The 18,612-nt window shown below is 64.5% G+C and carries 13 protein-coding genes; 3 read left to right on the top strand and 10 right to left on the bottom strand.

Translation table 11 applies throughout. The features are described 5' to 3' along the window. Positions 1–62: 62 nt before the first annotated feature. The 10 genes from C167_RS0114695 to C167_RS0114650 all read right to left on the bottom strand — a co-directional run bounded on the left by C167_RS0114695 (position 63) and on the right by C167_RS0114650 (position 14,605). On the bottom strand, positions 63–1,178 hold the full coding sequence (locus C167_RS0114695) for a mannuronate-specific alginate lyase (protein WP_026079057.1): 1,116 nt from the start codon (positions 1,176–1,178) through the stop codon (positions 63–65). Positions 1,179–1,358: 180 nt separating this feature from the next. Then, positions 1,359–2,771, bottom strand: a complete 1,413-nt coding sequence (locus tag C167_RS0114690; protein WP_017519032.1) for an alginate O-acetyltransferase — start codon at positions 2,769–2,771, stop codon at positions 1,359–1,361. A gap of 13 nt (positions 2,772–2,784) precedes the next feature. Next, positions 2,785–4,461, bottom strand: coding sequence for a mannuronan 5-epimerase AlgG (gene algG / locus C167_RS0114685; RefSeq protein WP_017519031.1), 1,677 nt, complete (start codon positions 4,459–4,461; stop codon positions 2,785–2,787). A gap of 104 nt (positions 4,462–4,565) precedes the next feature. Beyond that, positions 4,566–5,999, bottom strand: coding sequence for an alginate export family protein (locus C167_RS0114680; RefSeq protein ID WP_037006159.1), 1,434 nt, complete (start codon positions 5,997–5,999; stop codon positions 4,566–4,568). Positions 6,000–6,100: 101 nt separating this feature from the next. After that, a complete protein-coding gene (algK, locus tag C167_RS0114675; RefSeq protein ID WP_026079055.1) occupies positions 6,101–7,498 on the bottom strand; it encodes an alginate biosynthesis TPR repeat lipoprotein AlgK in 1,398 nt (465 codons plus the stop codon). Positions 7,499–7,511: 13 nt separating this feature from the next. Then, positions 7,512–8,684, bottom strand: a complete 1,173-nt coding sequence (locus tag C167_RS0114670; RefSeq protein WP_017519028.1) for an alginate biosynthesis protein Alg44 — start codon at positions 8,682–8,684, stop codon at positions 7,512–7,514. 53 nt (positions 8,685–8,737) lie between these two features. Further along, positions 8,738–10,219, bottom strand: coding sequence for a mannuronan synthase (gene alg8, locus C167_RS0114665; protein WP_017519027.1), 1,482 nt, complete (start codon positions 10,217–10,219; stop codon positions 8,738–8,740). 231 nt (positions 10,220–10,450) lie between these two features. Continuing rightward, positions 10,451–11,761 carry a GDP-mannose 6-dehydrogenase gene (gene algD, locus C167_RS0114660; RefSeq protein WP_026079054.1) on the bottom strand — a complete coding sequence of 437 codons (1,311 nt, stop codon included), beginning with the start codon at positions 11,759–11,761 and terminating at the stop codon, positions 10,451–10,453. Between the two features lie 1,050 nt (positions 11,762–12,811). Beyond that, complete coding sequence (gene yaaA / locus C167_RS0114655; RefSeq protein WP_017519025.1) at positions 12,812–13,591, bottom strand: peroxide stress protein YaaA; 780 nt, start codon at positions 13,589–13,591, stop codon at positions 12,812–12,814. A gap of 57 nt (positions 13,592–13,648) precedes the next feature. After that, complete coding sequence (locus C167_RS0114650) at positions 13,649–14,605, bottom strand: LysR family transcriptional regulator (protein ID WP_017519024.1); 957 nt, start codon at positions 14,603–14,605, stop codon at positions 13,649–13,651. 172 nt (positions 14,606–14,777) lie between these two features. On the opposite strand from C167_RS0114650, the gene C167_RS0114645 reads away from it, so the two are divergent. From C167_RS0114645 to C167_RS0114635, 3 genes are read left to right on the top strand one after another with little or no spacing between them, the layout of a single operon-like run. Then, positions 14,778–16,067, top strand: a complete 1,290-nt coding sequence (locus C167_RS0114645; protein ID WP_017519023.1) for an MFS transporter — start codon at positions 14,778–14,780, stop codon at positions 16,065–16,067. A 16-nt stretch (positions 16,068–16,083) separates the two neighbouring features. After that, the gene (locus C167_RS0114640) at positions 16,084–17,313 is read left to right on the top strand and encodes a Zn-dependent hydrolase (protein WP_017519022.1); all 1,230 of its coding nucleotides are present in this window, start codon (positions 16,084–16,086) and stop codon (positions 17,311–17,313) included. A gap of 11 nt (positions 17,314–17,324) precedes the next feature. Then, entirely contained in the window at positions 17,325–18,341 is a 1,017-nt protein-coding gene (locus C167_RS0114635) for a histone deacetylase family protein (protein WP_017519021.1), read from the top strand. Positions 18,342–18,612: the final 271 nt, after the last annotated feature.

Here is an 18,612-nt window from a genome sequence, read left to right as displayed (position 1 = left end):
CTCGGAAAGCTCCCTCTCCCTTCAGGGAGAGGGCGGGGGAGAGGGGCTCTTGCCTTTCGGCTTCAGCTCCCCGCCCCCTGTCGGTTGAAAACCTTGGTCACTTCACCTCCCAGGCGGAAGCTGTTGAACGGCTCCATCTTCTTCTTCCAGTCCTGGGTCTTGGGCGCGCAGCTGTAGAGCGCGCAGTAGGGTTCCAGCCAGGCGAACTTGCTGTTCTCCTTCAGGTCGGCCATGTCCTGGTCGTTGCCGGTCTTCTCGTCGAAGGCGTCCTGGTCGTCCACGCCTTGCATCACGCGGTTGGCCAGGCGCTGCAGGGCGCCGTTGTTCTCCTGGCGCAGGTCGACGCCGTTCACCTGGGCGAAGGCGGCGATCATGGTCAGCGGCGGCAGCGAGTAGTTGTGGTAGGAGAGGGCGCGCTGGCGACGCTTGAGTTCGTTGGGCAGGTAGCCGTCGGCGTCCACCTGGTTGGCGGCCACCTTGAATTCCTCCACCGACCAGTCGAACAGGTCGCGGCGGTTGGTCACCACGGCGGTGGACATCACCGACCAGGCGGCCCAGTAGGAGTGGTTGTTGATCTTCTTCAGCGGCAGGTCGCTCCAGTCGCGCACCACCTGGCTGCCCAGGGTGCTGAACCAGTTCTCGATCGCCTTCGACTGCTCGGTGTAGGCCATCAGCGGGCGGCTGCTGGAGAACTTCAGGCGCATGTAGGAGGACGACAGGCTGCCAAGTGCCCATTTGCGCATGGACTTGCCGGTATGGTTGTAGTCGCTGCTTTCCAGCGCGCCGGCTTCGGCCCAGGACGTCAGCCAGTTCATCGCGCAGTCCAGATCGCCCTTGTTGCCGCTGCGCATGTACTGGGTGATGAGCTTGGTGGCGCCGCGCTCCATGTCGGTGATGTCCTTGATCTGGCTGCGGAACTCTTTCTCCGCATCCGCATTCAGGGTCGCGCGCGCCGAGTCCGAGCCCTTGTACTTGCTGGTGAACTGCAGGCTGCCGGTGTAGGGCGTCGGCGGAGTCGGGCAGTTGCCCGAATCCTTCTTGCTGCCCTTGTCGCCGACGGCGGAGAAGTAGCCCGGCGGCGGCATCAGGTCGGCGGCATAGGTGGTGGCCTCGCCACCGAACAGGGCGCCTAGCACCGCGACGGTCAGGCCGATGCGGGCGGCAACGGGTGTCTTGATCTTGCGTAGGCTGGGCATGGAATTAACTCCCTCGAGTCTGAGCCTGTTCGATGTCTGCCTGTGCTTGCTCAGGCGGCGTTGAAAGCAGGCTCGAAATGCTCATTTACCACTCGTAAACTGCGCTTCCTCGCCTGCTCTCGCCTTGCCTGAGCTGCGCTCGGCGAGACCCTGAGCAGGCTCCTAGTTGGCGGCCACGTCGGCCGACTTGGCTTTGGGCGTCTGACAGAGCTTGGCCTCGACTTCCAGGCCCGCCGGCATGTCTTCCGGCGCCTCGATCTCCAGGGAGAGGAACTGCTGGTTCGACCAGTCCTCGTCGTTGCGCAGCTCGAAGACGTAGCGTCCGCCGGTGTCCACGGCCTTGGACTGCTCGATCTTCAGCTGCTCGCGACGACCGTTCATGTACCAGATGGTGTTCTTGAGTTCGTGTACACCGGGGTCGGAATAGGTGACGTCGGCGGTGTAGCTGCCCGAGCGGATCGGCAGCGCGCCGCTGTTGAGCAGCACTTCGTTGCTGCCCGCATGCAGCTTGACCTTGCGGCTGATGGCCGGCTTGCCGTCGGCGCAGCCGTTGTCCACCAGTGGCATGGCCTGGCGGTAGAAGCTCTTCTGCGCCATGTCGTAGTGGGTGGCGAATTCCCAGATGAGGATCTTCGGCGGCTTGTCGTGGAATTCCTTGCTGGTCATGTAGGCCAGCAGGGAGCTGTCGAAGCCGCCGCCGGACACGGCGTTGTTGAGGATGTCGACCTTGCCGTACTGCTCCAGGAAGCCGGCGAAGTTGTAGGCCGGGCCGCTGTTGGAGGTGCCCACCAGCGCGACCTGGGCATCGCCGCCTTCACCGAACAGATCGCCGCCGCCCGAATCGCCCACCGGTTCGGTCTCGAAGCGATCGACGTATTGCGGTGCGTAGCTGCTGCCGCACAGCTGCGCGGCGGCCTTGTGGAAGGTGCCCAGCTTGGACAGCAGGCCCACGCGCTTGCTCTCGAATTCCTTCTTCGGAATGTCGTTGTAGGCGGGGATTTCCTTCAGCGTCTCGGCCACGATCTTCGCGCTGCGCATCGCGCCGTAAGGCGTCCAGTGGTGGTCGCCCTTGAAGTAGTAGGGGTGCTCTTCCTTCTCGTCGAACAGCGGCGAGAAGTCCGGGGTGTAGATGCCGGCCTTGCGGAACTGCGCGATGGTCGCCTGGTAGTTCTTCTTCGCCAGTTCGAAGTTGAAGCTGGCCTTCTCCTGCGGGTTGAGCTTCTCGCGGTTCACCAGGCCGCGGGTGGGCTGGTAGACCACCACCAGGTCGATGCCCTTGCGCTTGAGTTCGTCGCGCAGCTGCTTGAGCTCGCGCCAGCCCTCGGGTGTGGTGCCGAAGTCGGTGCGCAGGTCGTAGGTGGTGCGGAACAGCCAGTCTTCCTGGGCGGGCACCAGGTGAGTGAAGAAGCCCAGATACTTGGTGTTGTACGCTGCCTCGTTGGCGGCGGTGGGGCAGAGCCCGGCGGCCGGCTGCGCGGAATAGCTCGGCGCATCGGCGGCGCCGGCCTGGTGGGCGAGCAGCAGGGCGGCGGAGAGGCCCGACAGGCGCAGCAGGTTGATGGTCAGTCTTTTCATGGTCGTCGGGTCCTCAGTTCTGCAGTTCGGCCTGGCTTTCGACGGGGTCGATCAGCACCGCGCGTTGCTGGCGCACCAGCAGGTCCAGGATCTGGTCCTGCTTCTCGCCGAGCACGCCGTTGAAGGAGATGCCGGAAGATTTGGTCGGGCCGAGCATGGCCACCTTGTAGAGCTCCAGCGACAGCGGCGAATCCACCGACAGCGGGCCGGAGCCGTTGCCGGCCAGCTTGCCGCCGACCACGATCAGCGAGACCTTGGTGTCGAAGGGGTCGAGATCGATGTTGCGGTCGGTGTCGGAAAGGTCCTTGATGTGCCCGTAGACGCCGATCAGCTTGTTGCCGGCCGCGAGGTTCTCGTACAGGCGGATGTTCACGCTGTTACGGATGCGGATGCCGTGGCGCAGGTTGGCCAGCACCTGGTTGCCGTAGATGAGGTTGTCACCCGACTCGTAGAGGGTGATGCCGTCGGAGTGGTTGCGGTACACCTCGTTGTAGGCCACCAGGTTGCGCTCGGAATTACGGTCGAGGACGATCCCGGAGAGGTGGTTGTCGTAGGTCTTGTTGTGGATGATCCAGCTGTCGTTGACCTCACGGGAAACGATGATGCCGTGCTTCTTCTTCGTCCCGTAGACGGTGTTCTCGGCGATGATCAGCCGATGCGAACGGTCGTGCGGGTCGATGCCGTAGACGATGTTGTTCTTGTAGGTATTGCCGCGTACCACCAGGTCATCCGCCTCGTAGCAGTAGAAGCCGTACCAGGCGTCCTCGAATGTCGAGTTGAGCACCCAGCCCTGGGGACGCGGGCGCTTCATGGTCTTGTCCATGCCCGGGCTGTACTGCGAGATGGAGATGCCGTAGGCCTTGGACGCGTTGTAGCCGAAGCTCGTGAAATGGCTGTTGACCAGGTAGGCCTCGGCGCCGCCCCAGGAGATCAGGAAGGGGCGGAACTCGTTGGGCTCCTTGAACCAGGCCGGTTCCTTCTTCGCCTCGTTCCAGGCGGTGACCCTGGTGTCACGCACGAACAGCTTGCCGTCGTTGACCAGGAACGCGCCGCGGTCCTGGGACAGGCGCAGTTCCTTGACCTTGCCGTCGATTTCCAGGGTCGCGCCCTGGCTGACGACGATGGGCAGGCGGGCGATGAATACGCCGGGCTCGGTCTGTTCCAGGGCCGTCTTGGGCAACTTGCCGGCCAGCTCCGTGAGGTTCACGTAGCCGCCGTCGATGAAGATTGCCTGGGGCATCTGGCGCTGGCGTTTCACCCATTCGCCGAGACGGTTCTTGCCGCCGGTGAACTCCTTCAGCGGCTGCTGCTGCACCATGCGCTGGATCTGCGCCTTGCCGCGCTTGTTGCGCACGATCTTCTTCTCCACCGCCTCGGCGGTGTAGCCGGAGAGGTCGGGCAGCTTGGGCGGCTCCAGGTGCAGCGGTTCGCTGGGGGCGGCGGTGACGGTGTAGTTGCCCGATTGCTTGAGCGTCTGGGTGTGGCCCGGCTCGGCGCCCGGTTGTTCGGCCGGGGCGTTTTCGTCCTCGGTGGCCGTGCCTGCTTTCGCGGCGTCGGCCTTCTTGGCCTGGGCGGCGCTGGTTTCGGCCTTGGCCGCGGGCTGCGCCGCCCAGGCCGGCGCGCCGGCGCTGAGCAGGCCGCCGAGCAGCAGCGCGGTCAGCGGCAGGGCGTGTATCGGGTGGCGGTTCATGGCCGTGTCTCCTTGCGCGCGGGCCTCCGCCGGATACCCGGCCACGCAGCGGGAGCGGCGTAAAGCGAGCTGGGGAATCCGGTGGAGGGTCATCGCTACAGTCCTCAGAAGTGCCAGATCACGTCGACGAAGGCGTGGTGCATGGTCGAGTCGACGTGGCTGCCGTAGGCGTCGCCGGGCTTGAACACGCCGCCGCGGAAGCGGATCAGCGCAGACGGCTCGTCGATCGCCTGGCTCATCGAAGCCGGCAGCAGGCCCTGCTTGAAGTACTTGGTCACGACGAGGTCGACTTCCTGGCCGATGTCCTTGGAATCGTTGACCAGCGGAGCGGTGATGCCGCTGTTGCCGATATCCGAGTCGCTGTCCACACGGCGGAACTTGTTGTAGATGACGCTGGCGTCGTAGTCGTCGCGCAGCTGCCAGGAGCCGAACAGAGTGGCAGCCTCGAGGTTCGACAGTTCGCCGCGGAACGCCTCGCCGAAACGGTGCGCGCGGGCGCGGGTGCCGGTGAAGTTGGAGCGGTTGCTCTCCAGGCCGGTCTGTTCGAACTGATCTTCGCCGTTCTTGCCGCCGCCACTGCCGCGGGCGTAGGCGCCGCCGACGCGCCATTGCTCGTCGATGTTCCAGCGCAGGCCCAGGTCGGCGCCGTAGGCATCCACGTCGCCGCTCTGCTTGCCGGCGGCGACGCGCTCGCCGTTCACCGGGACAGTGGTCAGGCGGTCGCGGTTGCCGGTCAGCCAGGTGGCGCTGGCCCAGTAGTTGATGGGCATCTGCGAGCGCCAGTTGTAGCCGTCGCCGTTGGCCTCGATGCCGACCCAGGTGAGGTCGCCGGTGGAGCGCTTGTCCAGCGAATCGACGGTCTCGCCCGGATCCGGCAGGCTGCCGCTGTCGTCGGAATGGTGCAGGCGCAGGCCGACCCAGTGCTGTGGCATCCACTGCGTGGAGATATCGCCGAAGACGTGGGTGCGGTCCTTGTCTTCCGGCGCGAGGTCGGTGATGTCGGTGCGGTAGTCGGAGAAGCGCTGGGCAGCGCCGAGGTGGGCACGCAACAGGGTGGTGTCGAAGGTCCAGTTCAGCGCTTCGATGTTGGTGTCCTGCCACATGCCGCTGTCTTCGCGCAGGCGCTGGCGACCGAAGCGCAGGTGCTCGCCGGGGTATTGGGTGAGGCCGGCGTAATCGACCCAGAATTCGCGCAGGGCCAGGTAGGCGTCGTCGGGCTCGCGCTTGTTGTCGCTGCTGCCGCGGCTGGTGTCGTTGACGTCGTCGTTCTGCAGGGTGTCGGTCTGGATGGTGTCGGTGGCGGCGACCGCCTGGCCCATCACATAGGCGCTCCAGTCACCCCACTGGCCGAAGGCCCAGGGGCGGACGTCCAGGCCGATGCCATTGAGGTCGCCGCCGCGGGCGGTGCCCAGGTCGCGGTCGTCCTCGGATTCGGCGGTCACCTTGATGTCGAGGCCGAAGTTCTTCGGCGGCTCTTCTGCCGCGTGGGCGAGGCTGCCCAGGAGGGTGCTGGCCAGGCTCAGGCCGGCGCCGACCATGACGGGGAACAGGCGTGCGCGGCGAACAGCGGTAGCCAGAGCTCGCGGCTTAATCCCTTCGATAAGAGCAAACGGCGGGGTGGTCATCGGGTCAATGCGCTTCATAGGTTTTCTTGTTCCTGATTGTTCTGCAGGAGGCTGACGGTGGCTTGCCAGTTGGCCCCGCGCGCTTGTTCTTCGCGCTTGAGCAACTGCTGGGCCGCAGTGCGGTCGGCCGGTTGTATCTGCGGCTCGATCTGCGCCATCAGGTCACTGGCGGTGGGGACCTGCTGGCGCTGGGCGAGCTCGCCGAACACGTAAGCGTTGACCAGATTCGGCCGAATGCCACGGCCCTGCGAATACAGCTGTGCCAGGGCCATGTCGGCGCTCGCCTGACCGGCGCGCGCGGCGATCAGCAGGTGGTCCACGGCCTTTTGCGGGTAGACCTTGCCGAGGAAGCCACGGCGGTAGATCTGGCCCAGGTAGTAGTGCGCCTGGGGCTCGGTGGCGGCGGCCTTGAGCAGGTGCTGTTCGGCCTTCTGCGGCTCCTGCGGCGCCCACTTGCCGTCGTAGTAGAGGCGGCCCAACAGCAGTTCGGCGCGGGGCTGCGCGGCGTCCTGGGCCTTTTTCAGGTAGTCGAGCATCTGGTCGAGGTCGCCCAGGTCGGGGTTGTCGTATTGCAGCTTGGCCAGGCTGACCCAGGCGGCCGGGTAGGTCGGCGCGATCTCGTTGAGCAGCGCTTGCGCGGCCTGCGAGTCGGCGGTGCCGATGTTCGGGTCGGCCAGCACGCCGGCCACCGACTCGACGCGCTCGGACGGAACGCGGCCGGCCTTCCAGCCTGCCTTGAGCGCTTCGATGTGGGCCTTCTGCTTATCCGCGTTGCCCTGTTTCTGGTACACGGTGGCCAGTTCCATCCAGCACACGTCCATGCGGGTCAGCCAGCGTTGGCAGACCTGCTCGACTTCGCCCAGGTGCTGGTCGTAGGTGCCCTGGGTGCGATACAGGATGATCTGCGCGAGGTCGGCCTGCGGCAGACCCTGGGCGCGCCACTGGTCGATGCGCTGCTGCGGATTCACGTTCGGCCAGGCCTGTGGGTACTGCAGGTAGAGGACGATCAGCGGAACCAGCGCGCTGTCCTCGCCTTCGTCGAAGGCGCGGGTCAGTAGCTGCTCGGCTTCGCGGTGCTCGGCGTCGGTACCGCCGGGCTTGGCCGCCAGCCACTTGCCCAGGCGGGCGCGGGCGCGCGGCGAGCTCTCGGCGGCTTCGCGGTAGAGCTTCTCGGCGCGGGCCTGTTCCTCGGGATCGCCGGTGGCGGCCTGCATGTCGGCCAGTCCGACCTGTGCGTCGGCGTAACCCAGGGTCGCCAGGGACTGGAAGTTGGCCTGGGCGGTGGCGATGTCGCCGCGTTCCAGGGCTTCCTGGGCCAGCCGCTGGTCGGGCAGGCCGGCGCAACCGGCGGCCGCGGCGATGGCGAGCGCCAGGGCCAGGTGCGGGGCGTGTCGCAAGACAGGTCGATTCATGCGGGCGGTCCTCTTAGCGGGCGGTGGCCAGGGCCATCGCCTTGTTCAGCAGGGTGCGGCCCGGCAAGCCGCCGATGCTGACTTCAGTCGGGCGGCCAGCCATCTGGCTGTCGAGCGGCTGGTCGGGGGTGATCTGCACACGGATTTCCGAGGACAGGTCGCCGTCCACCGGGGCAGTGCGCAGGATGCGGCCGCCGCGCACTTCGGCGTCGCCAGCGACCTGGAAGTTCACGTGGGTGCCGGGGGAGAGCTCGGCGGCGTTGCGGTAGGGGAAGCGCGCCTCGATGGTGGCGTTGCTGTCGCGCGGGGTCAGGGTGAAGATCACGTCTCCCTTGTTGGCGAACTGGCCGTTGGCGACGCGCTGCTCGACCACACGGCAGTCGCACGGGCTGGTCAGGGTGCCTTTCATCTGGTGGCCGAAGAGCTTCTCGATGTTGCTCGGGTTGAGCTGTTCTTCGGTCAGGTTGCCCTTGAGCAGGTCCAGCAGGTTGGCGGAGAAGGAGGCGATGGGCGCGCCCTTGGCGACGTCGGCGCCCGGCTCCACCAGGCTTTCCACGGTGCCCTCGCGCGGCATGGTGATCTGCTGGCTGGCGACGCTCACCACGCCCGAGTCGGCGTGGGTGACGAAGTACAGGTTGTAGATCTGGTTGAGGATCACCGCGAAGGCGCCGACGCCAACCACGAAGATCGCGGTGCTCACGGTGACCGCGCGGAAGCGGCCGAAGAAGCCCATGCCGCCGGAACCTGCGCCGTGCTTGCGGGCCTTGGTGAAGTTCTCGCGCTGCAGGGTATTGAGCATGTCGCCGACGCTCACGACTTCACCGGCCAGGTAGGAGGTGATGAGGTAGCGCAGGGCGGCGATCTCGCGCGGCTTCAGGTGCTGGAATTCGCAACCCACGCGGGCGCTTTCGCGATCGTACGAGCGCACTTGGAACTCCACTTCCAGGGAGAAGCTGATGCTGTCGATCTGGAACAGCAGCTTGCCCTTGTGCAGGTCGCCGACCTGCACGGGTGTGTTGTTCGCGGCAGTGAACGCGAAGCCGCCGGCGGAGAGGTCCAGCAGACGGGCGTCGACGCCCTCGCGATGGGATCCGATGAAGCGGATGCGGGCGGGCAGCTTCACCCGCGCATGCTGGCGCTGGGCTTCGGATTCGTGCACGACATTGACGTTGACGGCGGTATTCATGAGGTCGAGTCCTGTTCGTAGCTAAATGGGGGAAGGCTTTGCCAAAAGTGTCTTCAGACGATGGTCAGCAGTACGGCGACGAAAATACTGGCCGCGGAGAAGGTCATGGCTCGCGAGGACCAGGTGTTGAACCAGCGCTGGAAGCTGGCCAGTCCGCGGTCGAGCTTGGTGTTCTGGCGGGTCCACGACTGCTGGTCGAGGCGGAAGAACACGTAGATCTTCACCAGGGCACCGACGATCTGGTTGTAATAAAGAATGGCGGGGTAGGCCGGCCCGATGTGGTGGCCCGACAGCGACAGCAGCAGGGTCAGCACGAAGCGGGTGATGCCGATCCACAGCAGGTAGATGAGCAGGAAGGCGATGCTGTACTTGATGCTGGCGATGATCGCGGCCACCAGGCCCAGCAGGCAGGTCCACATCGACAGGCGCTGGTCGAACAGCACCACGCTGGTGAACCAGCCCAGGCGTTGCGGGCCCAGGGCCAGGGCGCGGGAGTTCTGCCGCAGATTGTTGCCGTACCAGCGGAACATCAGCTTGCGGCTGGCCTTGATGAAGCTCTTCTCCGGCGGGTGCTCGACCGTGTTGATCGCCGCATCCGGCACGTAGAAGGTGTCGTAGCCCAGGCGCATCAGGCTGTACCAGCTGGACTTGTCGTCACCGGTGAGGAACTGGAAACGGCCCAGGCGCCAGTGGTCCAGGTGGTCGCTTTCCACGTCGGTGATGAAGTCCGGATCGGTGACCACGGCGGCACGGAACACCGACATACGCCCGGTCATGGTCAGCACGCGCTTGGACAGGGCCATGGAGCACATGTTGATGTGGCGCTGGGCGAAACGCAGCTTGTGCCACTCGCTCATCACATAGCTGCCCTGCACTTCGCAGAACTCATTGGTGGTCAGGCCGCCGACATTGGGGAAGAGCTTGAACCAGGGCACGGTCTTCTTCACCACGCCGGGCTCCAGCACGGTGTCGCCATCGATCACCGCGACCACCGCGTCTTCGTCCGGCAGGTGACGCGAGATGGCGCGGAAACCATGGGCCAGGCCGTCGCGCTTGCCGGTGCCGGGGATGCGCACGAAGTCGAGCTTCACGTGCTCCGGCGGGTTGAGCTTCTGCCACTGCTGCTTGATCAGCACCTCGTCGGACATCTCGACGATGGAGCACACCACGGTGGTGGGGTAGCCGCAGTGGATGGCTTCTTCGATGACCGAGCGATAGACCATGGAGGTGGTCAGCGCGTCGATACGGAAACTGGTGACCATCAGGAACACGTGGGACGGATCGGCCGCCTCGCCCAGCTTGCGGACCTTGCGGCGGTAGTGCGGATAGACCACGTAAAGGAACAGCATGCCGCGCAGGAAGTGCAGGCCGCCCATGGAGTAGCGCCAGATGCCGACCGCGCCGATCAGCAGCAGGAAGTCCTTGGAGTTGGCGTCGAACACGGTCGGTGGCACCAGCAGTGCCAGCAGCATCAGCAGGCTGAGGAAGACCAGCCAGCCCGTGGCTTCACCGATCACTCGTTTGTAGGTATCCATCGTCGAAATCCGTCTGTCGCATTTTGAGGGCAAGGGAGTGGTATGCGCGCTGGGCGGCCCTCTCCCTAACCCTCTGACTAGGCGTCCCCCCCATGAAGGGAGAGGGGACCTGTTCGGTGCAGGATGAAACCGTGGTGTCAGCCGGCACGGACAACTCCCTCTCCCTTCAGGGAGAGGGCGGGGGAGAGGGCATGCGCTTGCACCCATCTCCCCCGCGGGTGGTAATGGCGCTTACCAGCAGATGCCTTCGGCGCGCTCGTCTGTGACGCTTGGCATGAAGCCGATCAGGTCGACGACCTTCTTGCCTTCGGGCGCCTGCTTCACCACGTCGACGAACAGTTCGTCGCCGTTGCCCAGTACCAGGACGTCGGAGGACTTCACGACGGCGTCCAGGTCGGAGACCAGCAAGGAAGAAACGTGCGGGATCTTCGATTCGATGTACTCCTTGTTCGCGCCATGGACGCGGGCGTACTCGACGTTGCGGTCGAAGATCTGCAGCTCGTAGCCCTTGCCGATGAGCATTTCGGCCAGTTCCACCAGCGGGCTTTCGCGCAGGTCGTCGGTGCCGGACTTGAACGACAGGCCGAGCAGGCCGACCTTGCGGCTGCCATGGGCGGCGATGATGTCGAAGGCCTTCTGCACCTGGTGCTGGTTGCTGCGCATGATCGAGCCGAGCATCGGGTGCTCGATGTCCAGCTGGCTGGCGCGGTAGGTGAGGGCGCGCACGTCCTTGGGCAGGCAGGAGCCGCCGAAGGCGAAGCCGGGCTTCATGTAGTAGCGCGACAGGTTCAGCTTGCGGTCCTGGCAGATCACGTCCATCACTTCGCGGCCATCGACGCCGACGGCCTTGGCGATGTTGCCGATCTCGTTGGCGAAGGTGACCTTGGCGGCGTGCCAGACGTTGCAGGTGTACTTGATCATCTCGGCGACCTCGATGGTCTTGCGGATGATCGGCGCGTCCAGCTCGCGGTAGATCTCTTCGAGCAGGTCGCCGGTCTGGGCGTCCAGTTCACCGATGACGGTCATGGGCGGGAAATCGTAGTCCTTGATCGCAGTGGATTCGCGCAGGAACTCCGGGTTGGTGCCCACGCCGAAATCGGCGCCGGCCTTCTTGCCCGAGCAGTCCTCGATGATCGGAATCACTACGTTGTTCACGGTGCCCGGCAGCACGGTGCTGCGCACGACCACGGTGTGGCGCTCCTTCTTCTCGCGGATGGCGTAGCCGATCTCGCGGCAGACGGACTCGATGTAGCCCAGGTCCAGATCGCCATTCTTCTTGCTCGGGGTGCCGACGCAGATGAACGACACGTCGGTGTCCAGTACGGCCTTCTTGAAGTCGGTGGTGCCCGACAGGCGACCGGTGCGGATGCCCTGCTCGAGCAGAGGCTCCAGGCCCGGTTCGACGATGGGCGACTTCCCGTTGTTGATCAGATCGATCTTGGTGGTGGAGACATCCACCCCAACGACTTCGTGGCCTCGTGCGGACAGGCAGCCGGCACATACTGCGCCAACATACCCAAGACCAAAGATGCTGATACGCATCGCATTCACCTCTTCAATGGTCGAACTGTTTAGAGTTGCCCTGTGGGGCGCTTTTTAAAGGTTGCAAGAACCCGCGAAGTTCACTGTTCAAGTGTCCTTCGTACTTCCTTCCAGGCAGGCATGGGAATCGAGTGCTAAACTTTCGAGCACAGTCTCGGTGCAAACTCTGAATGTTTGCCCTGTTATGTTTCAGACGGGTTGCAAAGTTGGTGCAAAGTCCGCCTGGCGTGCTCCAGTCTGGTTAGATGATTGCCTCGTCATCTGAAAAGTTCAGTTATTTCATGGGGTTGCAGTTCTGGTTAGGGAATGGCTAGTGCCAGACGGAATAACCTTGGAACTGAAACTCCAACTTCCCATCGAGGCACTTTCGCATTGCCATCGATGGTCGTTGCGCAAATAGGATTTATCCGTAAGTCGGTTAGTTCCTTCCGCCCATCCCGCCTCTGAAATCATTTGAAATATCCAATTGATATCACTTGATGCTGCGCTGATGGCAAACCACGGCTTTTTTTGCTTAATGCAAAGTGCATGGTGCGTTAAAGTTCCATTGAATTTTTCGTTAAAAACGACCGGCTATCGTCGTCAACACATTCGTTCAGCTCCCGTTCAGCTTTCCATCTTGCAAACTGCAATCGTGAAATGCATGTCATGGCCAAGGGCTGTTACTGGCCAATGGATTACAAGGGGGGTAGCGAATCAGGACGATTTCCATCCTTAGGACCGGTCCGGACGCTCGAAAAAATTTCTCACGATTAATCCTGAAGCAGACGAACGGTCATTTTGCCCCTTTTGTACGTAGGGTCTTTAAGGGGTGTTTTGGGCATAAAACGTACAGTTCCGCCACTCCGGAGCGGGTGGTCTTATGGTCAATGGCTTACAGGCCACTTGGAATCAGCGGCGATTCAGGAGGCGAACCGGCGTGAGCAATCTGCGCTGGGCGCCCTGTGTACGAGCTTGCTGGCGAATCGAACAGACGCCCCTGCTGGTTTTGGGCGCGGAAACGAAAACGGGAGCCTCAAGGCTCCCGTCTGGTGCAGCAGGTAGGGCGAATCAATCGTCGGCGTGGTCGCGCAAAAATACCAGCTGGTCGGCCTTGGAGTGCTCGGCGCTGTACGCGTAGCCTGCGTAGTTGAAGTCCTTCAGGCCTTCGGGGTGGGTCAGGCGTTCCTTGATCACGTAGCGCGCCATCATCCCGCGGGCCTTCTTGGCGTAGAAGCTGATGATCTTGTACTGACCGTTCTTCAGGTCCTTGAACTCGGTGTCGATCACCCGTGCGTTGAGGGCCTTGCGCTTCACCGCACCGAAGTATTCGTTGGACGCCAGGTTCAGCAGTACGTCATCGCCCTGTTCAGCCAGGGACTCGTTCAGCCAGCTGCTGATGCGCTCGCCCCAGAAGGCGTAGAGGTCCTTGCCCCGGCCGTTGGCCAGTTTGGTGCCCATTTCCAGGCGATACGGCTGCATCAGGTCCAGCGGGCGCAGCACGCCATAGAGGCCGGAGAGCATACGCAGGTGGCGCTGGGCAAAAGCGAAGTCGGCTTCGCTGAAGTCCTCGGCCTGCATGCCGGTATAGACGTCACCCTTGAAGGCCAGCAGCGCCTGCTTGGCGTTGGCGGGGGTGAAATCCGGGTGCCAGCTACCGAAGCGCGCGGCGTTGAGGCCGGCCAGCTTGTCCGACAGGTGCATCAGTTCGGCGATCTGCGCCGGGGTCAGTTCCCGCAGGATGCCGATCAGCTCCTGGGCATCGTCCAGATGCTCGGGCAGGGTGAAGCGCTGCGTCACCGGCGCGGTGTCGTAGTCCAGGGTCTTGGCGGGGGAAATCACCATCAGCATCGTGCGGTCTCCTACAAGCGAGCGGCGATTGTAGGGATTCGCGGCCGCCGGCTCCACCTATGGGGACGATAGGAGTCGCTGCTCCACCGGGACCTGTTCCATGCGCTTGAGCAACTCGCCGAGGAAACAGCGCTCGGCCTGCGTGTGTTTCTGTTCGCGGTTCCACAGTAGATGGATATCCACATCGGCCACGCCTTCTTCGGGCGGCAGTGCCCACAGGCGCCCCTGTGCCAGGTCGTCGGCGACTATGTGGCGCGGCAGGCAGCCGATGCCGAAGCCGCAGCAGACCAGGCGGCGGACTTCCTCAAGACTGGGGGAGGAGGCCACCAGCTTGCCGGTGAAGCCTTGTTGGTCACGGAAGATGGTCAGCGGCGAGAGCACTTCGCCGATCTGGTCGCTGGTGAAGGTGACGTAGTCCTCGCCCTGCAGGTCGGCCAGGTGCAGCTCGCGACGGCCATAGAGCCTGTGGTGGCGGCCGCAGAGGAACACGTAGCGCTGGCGCAGGAAGGCGCGCTGCTCCAGGCGTGGCGAGGGCTGTCGGCACAGGGCCAGGCCAAGGGTGGCGGTCTTCTGTTGCAGGGAGCTGAGCACGTCGGCGCTGCGCATGACCTCTACATCCAGCTCCACGCCGGGGTGCGCGCGGTGGAAGTCGGTGAGGAAGTCGTCGTAGAAATCCGACTGGATGCGGCTGATGCTGAGCAGACGAACCTTGCCGACCACCTGGTCGGCAGGTTGCTCCAGGGCGGCGGCCAGGCGCGAGACATTACCGTTGACGTCGCCGGCGATGCGCAGGATTTCCTCACCCAAGGCGGTGATCTCGAAGCGTGGTCCACGCCGCTGCACCAGGTCCGCTCCCAGTTGTTCCTCCAGCCGGCGCAAGGCCTGGCTGACCGCCGGCTGCGTCAGGTGCAGGCGTGCGGCGGCGCGGCTGATGCTGCGTTCCTGGCCGATCACCAGCCAGGTGCGCAGTAGGTTCCAGTCCAGGCGGTCATTGAGAAAGCGGCCAAGCTCCATCGCAGGGCTCCAGCGGGTGAATTCTTCGATTATAAGCTGTAATTATTCTTTGAATAACGATTAGAAAATTGACTGATTATCCGGCCGGGGGCGATAACGCCCGCAGGCGCCGGAGAGCGCCGAGACCTTGCATACGCTGCCCAAAACAATCGACAAGATCCGGGAGCCTGAGATGTCCCAGCCCGCACCGCAGCCGGTCCGCGCCGCCACGGCCGCTTTCATCGGTACCATGATCGAGTGGTACGACTTCTATATCTACGCCACCGCCGCCGCCCTGGTGTTCGGCACCCTGTTCTTCCCCTCCGACAGCCAGTTCCTCAGCACCATGGCGGCCTTCGGGACCTTTGCCGTGGGCTTCTTCGCCCGACCGCTGGGCGGCCTGATTTTCGGCCATCTGGGCGACCGCATCGGCCGCAAGAAGGCACTCCTGGTCACCCTGGTGATGATGGGGGTTGCCACCGTCTGCATCGGCCTGTTGCCGACCTATGGACAGATCGGCCTGCTCGCCCCGGCGTTGCTGGTGTTGCTGCGCATTGTCCAGGGCATCGCCGTTGGCGGCGAGTGGGGCGGCGCGGTGCTGATGGCGGGCGAACACGCGCCCAGTGGCCGACGCACCTTCTTCGCCTCGTTCGCGCAACTGGGCAGCCCTGCCGGGCTGATTCTCTCGTTGCTGGCGTTCAAGGCCGTGACCAGCATGGATAACGCAGCGTTCCTCGACTGGGGCTGGCGCCTGCCGTTCCTCGCCAGCGCGCTGATGTTGGTGGTCGGCCTGGCGATTCGCCTGGGCGTCAACGAGTCCCCGGAATTCGCGCGGGTGAAGGAGCAGGCCCGACAGCACAAGCTGCCGGCGCTGGAAGTCGTGCGTACGGCCTGGCGGCCGTTGCTGTTGTGCATCGGCGCCAACACCATCGGCATCGCCGGGGTCTATTTCACCAATACCTTCATGATCTCCTACTCCACCCAGAACCTGGCCATCGACCGCAAGCTGATCCTCGATTGCCTGTTCTACGTGGCACTCATCCAGTTCTGCGTGCAGCCATTGGCCGCACGCCTGGCCGAGTCCATCGGCGCGGCGCGCTTCCTCAAGCTGGCGGCGCTGCTGGCGGTGGCATCTCCCTACCCGATGTTCGTGCTGGTCAGCCAGGGCCACACGCTGGCCATTGTGCTCGGCATCGCCACGGCCGTGGTCTGCATGTCCAGCTTCTATTCAGTGATTGCCGGCTACGTCAGCGAGGTGTTCGACACCCGGGTGCGCTACTCGGCAATTTCCATCGCCTACCAGGTCTGCGGCGCCATCGCCGGTGGCCTGACTCCGCTGATCGGCACTTGGCTGGCGCACCGTTTCGAGGGCCAGTGGCTGCCGCTGGCGCTCTTCTATTCGCTGCTGGCCGGCCTTTCGCTGTTGTGCATCGTCGGTCTCGACCGCCGTTTGCGCGTGCGCACAGCGTCTGCCGCGGCGTGATTTCCAGGAGACTGCAATGCTGAAGATCGATGGAGCCCGCCTGTGGGCAAGCCTGATGGACATGGCCAAGGTCGGCGCCACCGCCCGTGGTGGCTCGCGGCGGCTGGCGCTGAGCGAAGAGGATCGGGCCGGCCGTGAGCTGTTCGAAGGCTGGTGCCGCGATGCCGGCCTGAGCCTGCGCCGCGACCCAGTGGGCAACCTCTTCGCCCGCCGCGCGGGTGAAGACGACAGCCTCGAGCCGGTGGTGATGGGCAGCCACCTCGACACCCAGCCGGAGGGCGGCCGTTTCGACGGCGTCTACGGTGTGCTGGCCGGGCTGGAGGTGCTGCGCAGCCTGAACGACCGCGGTATTCGTAGTCGCCGTCCGCTGGAAGTCGCGGTCTGGATCAACGAGGAGGGCGCGCGCTTTACCCCGGCCATGCTCGGCTCGGCCGCCTTCACCGGCACCATGCCGCTGGAGGCCGCGCTGGCCTCTCGGGATGCCGAGGGCGTGAGTGTCGGCGAAGCGCTGCAGAAGCTTGGCTGGCGGGGCGATCTGCCGCTGGGCCGGCGCCTGGATTCTTATTTCGAGGCGCACATCGAGCAGGGGCCGATCCTCGAGGACAATGGCGTCGACGTCGGCGTGGTCACCGGGGGCCAGTCGATTCGCTGGCTGGACGTTCGCGTCAGCGGCCAGGCCGCCCACGCCGGCACCACGCCGATGCCGCTGCGCCATGATGCTCTGTTCGGCGCTGCCGAGATGATCCAGGCCCTCGAGGCGTTGGCCCAGCGCTTTGCGCCCCACGGGCTGGTGACCGTCGGCCAGCTGGAAATTGCCAAGTCCTCGCGCAACACCATTGCCGGTCTGCTGGACTTCACCATCGACCTGCGCCACCACCGTGACGATGTGATTGCCGCCATGGAGCAGGAGGTTCGCGCGTTGCTCGACGCCATCGCCGTGCGCCGCGGACTGGCGCTGGAGATCGGCCTGCACTGGATCAGCCCGGCCACACCCTTCGACGCCGACTGCGTGGGGCATGTGCGCGAGGCCGTGCGGACGCTGGGCTACTCGCACCAGGATATCGTCAGCGGCGCCGGTCACGACGCTATCCACCTGGCGCGTATGTGCCCGACCGCCATGGTGTTCATCCCCTGCGTCGGCGGCCTGAGCCACAACGAGGCCGAGGACGTGATTCCCGAACAGGCGACCCAGGGCGCCGACGTACTGCTCAATGCCGTGCTGGCCCGCGCCGGCCGGATCGACTGAAGGAGACACCGATGCAGACCTTCTTCCATCCCGACCAGTTGCTTCACATCCCGCGCAGCTACTTCTCCCGCGGCCAGATGCGCACCCCACAGGAGGTGCCGCAGCGCGCCGAGCACCTGCTGGCCGCCGTGCGCGCGCTGGGCTTTCCGCTCGCCGCACCGCAGGATGCTGGTCGCGAGCCGCTGTTGGGCGCACACAGCGCAGCGTACCTGGAGTTTCTCGAACACGCCTACGAGCGCTGGCACGAGGTGCCGGAGGACTGGGGCGACGAGGTGATGTCCAACGTGTTCATCCGCGAGGGTAATCCGCTGCGTGGAATACTCGCCCAGGCGGCGCGTTACCTCGCCGACGGCAGTTGCCCGGTGGGCGAGCACACCTGGCGCGCGGCCTACTGGTCGGCGCAGAGCGCGGTGGCGGCAGCACGGGCGGTGCGTGATGGCGCCCCGGCGGCCTATGCCCTGTGCCGCCCTCCGGGACACCATGCGCGGGAGGAGGGCGCCGGCGGCTTCTGCTACCTGAACAACGCCGCTATCGCCGCCTCCGAGCTACGCGCGCGTTTCGGCAAGGTCGCCATCCTTGATACTGATATGCACCACGGCCAGGGTATCCAGGAAATCTTCTACGGCCGCGACGATGTTCTCTATGTCTCGGTACACGGCGATCCGACCAACTTCTACCCCGTGGTTGCCGGCTTCGACGACGAGCGCGGCGAAGGCAGCGGCGAAGGGTTCAATCTCAACCTTCCGATGGCCCATGGCGCCAGCGAGCAGGACTTTTTCGTCCAGGTCGGCAAGGCGCTGCGGGCTGTGCGTGAGTTCGGCGCACAGGCGCTGGTGTTGTCCCTGGGTTTCGACATCTATAAGGAGGACCCGCAGTCCAAGGTGGCGGTGACGACCGAAGGCTTCGCCCGGCTTGGTCGCGAGGTAGCAGCCCTGGGTTTACCGCAGGTCATCGTGCAGGAAGGCGGTTATCACCTGGCGACGCTGGAGCGCAACGCACAGGCCTTCTTCGGTGGGCTGAGGGGCTGATTCGCGGAAAAAAGGAGATGCTGCAGCGGTAGGTGTGACCCCTAAAACTAGCGCTGTCCGAGGCCGTCGCCAAGGTATTTCGTCGTACGACGAAAAAAACCTTCTTAGGAAGGAAAAAGACTTTTTATCGTCATGTTTTTTCCTGTATTTCTGGAGTCGTAGACCGCCGAACCCTGCAGACAGGTGGCGGCCCCGGCCCGGCCAGTCCCTTGTATGCAGTGCTCTCGAATCCTGCCGATCCCAGGAGCCCGAGAGCCGGTGGCTCACCGCA

The sequence above is a fragment of the Pseudomonas nitroreducens TX1 genome (genome assembly GCF_000313755.1).
GTDB lineage: Bacteria > Pseudomonadota > Gammaproteobacteria > Pseudomonadales > Pseudomonadaceae > Pseudomonas > Pseudomonas nitroreducens_A.
Note: the sequence above shows the minus strand (reverse complement) of the source record. Positions and strands in the feature narration are given on the sequence as shown.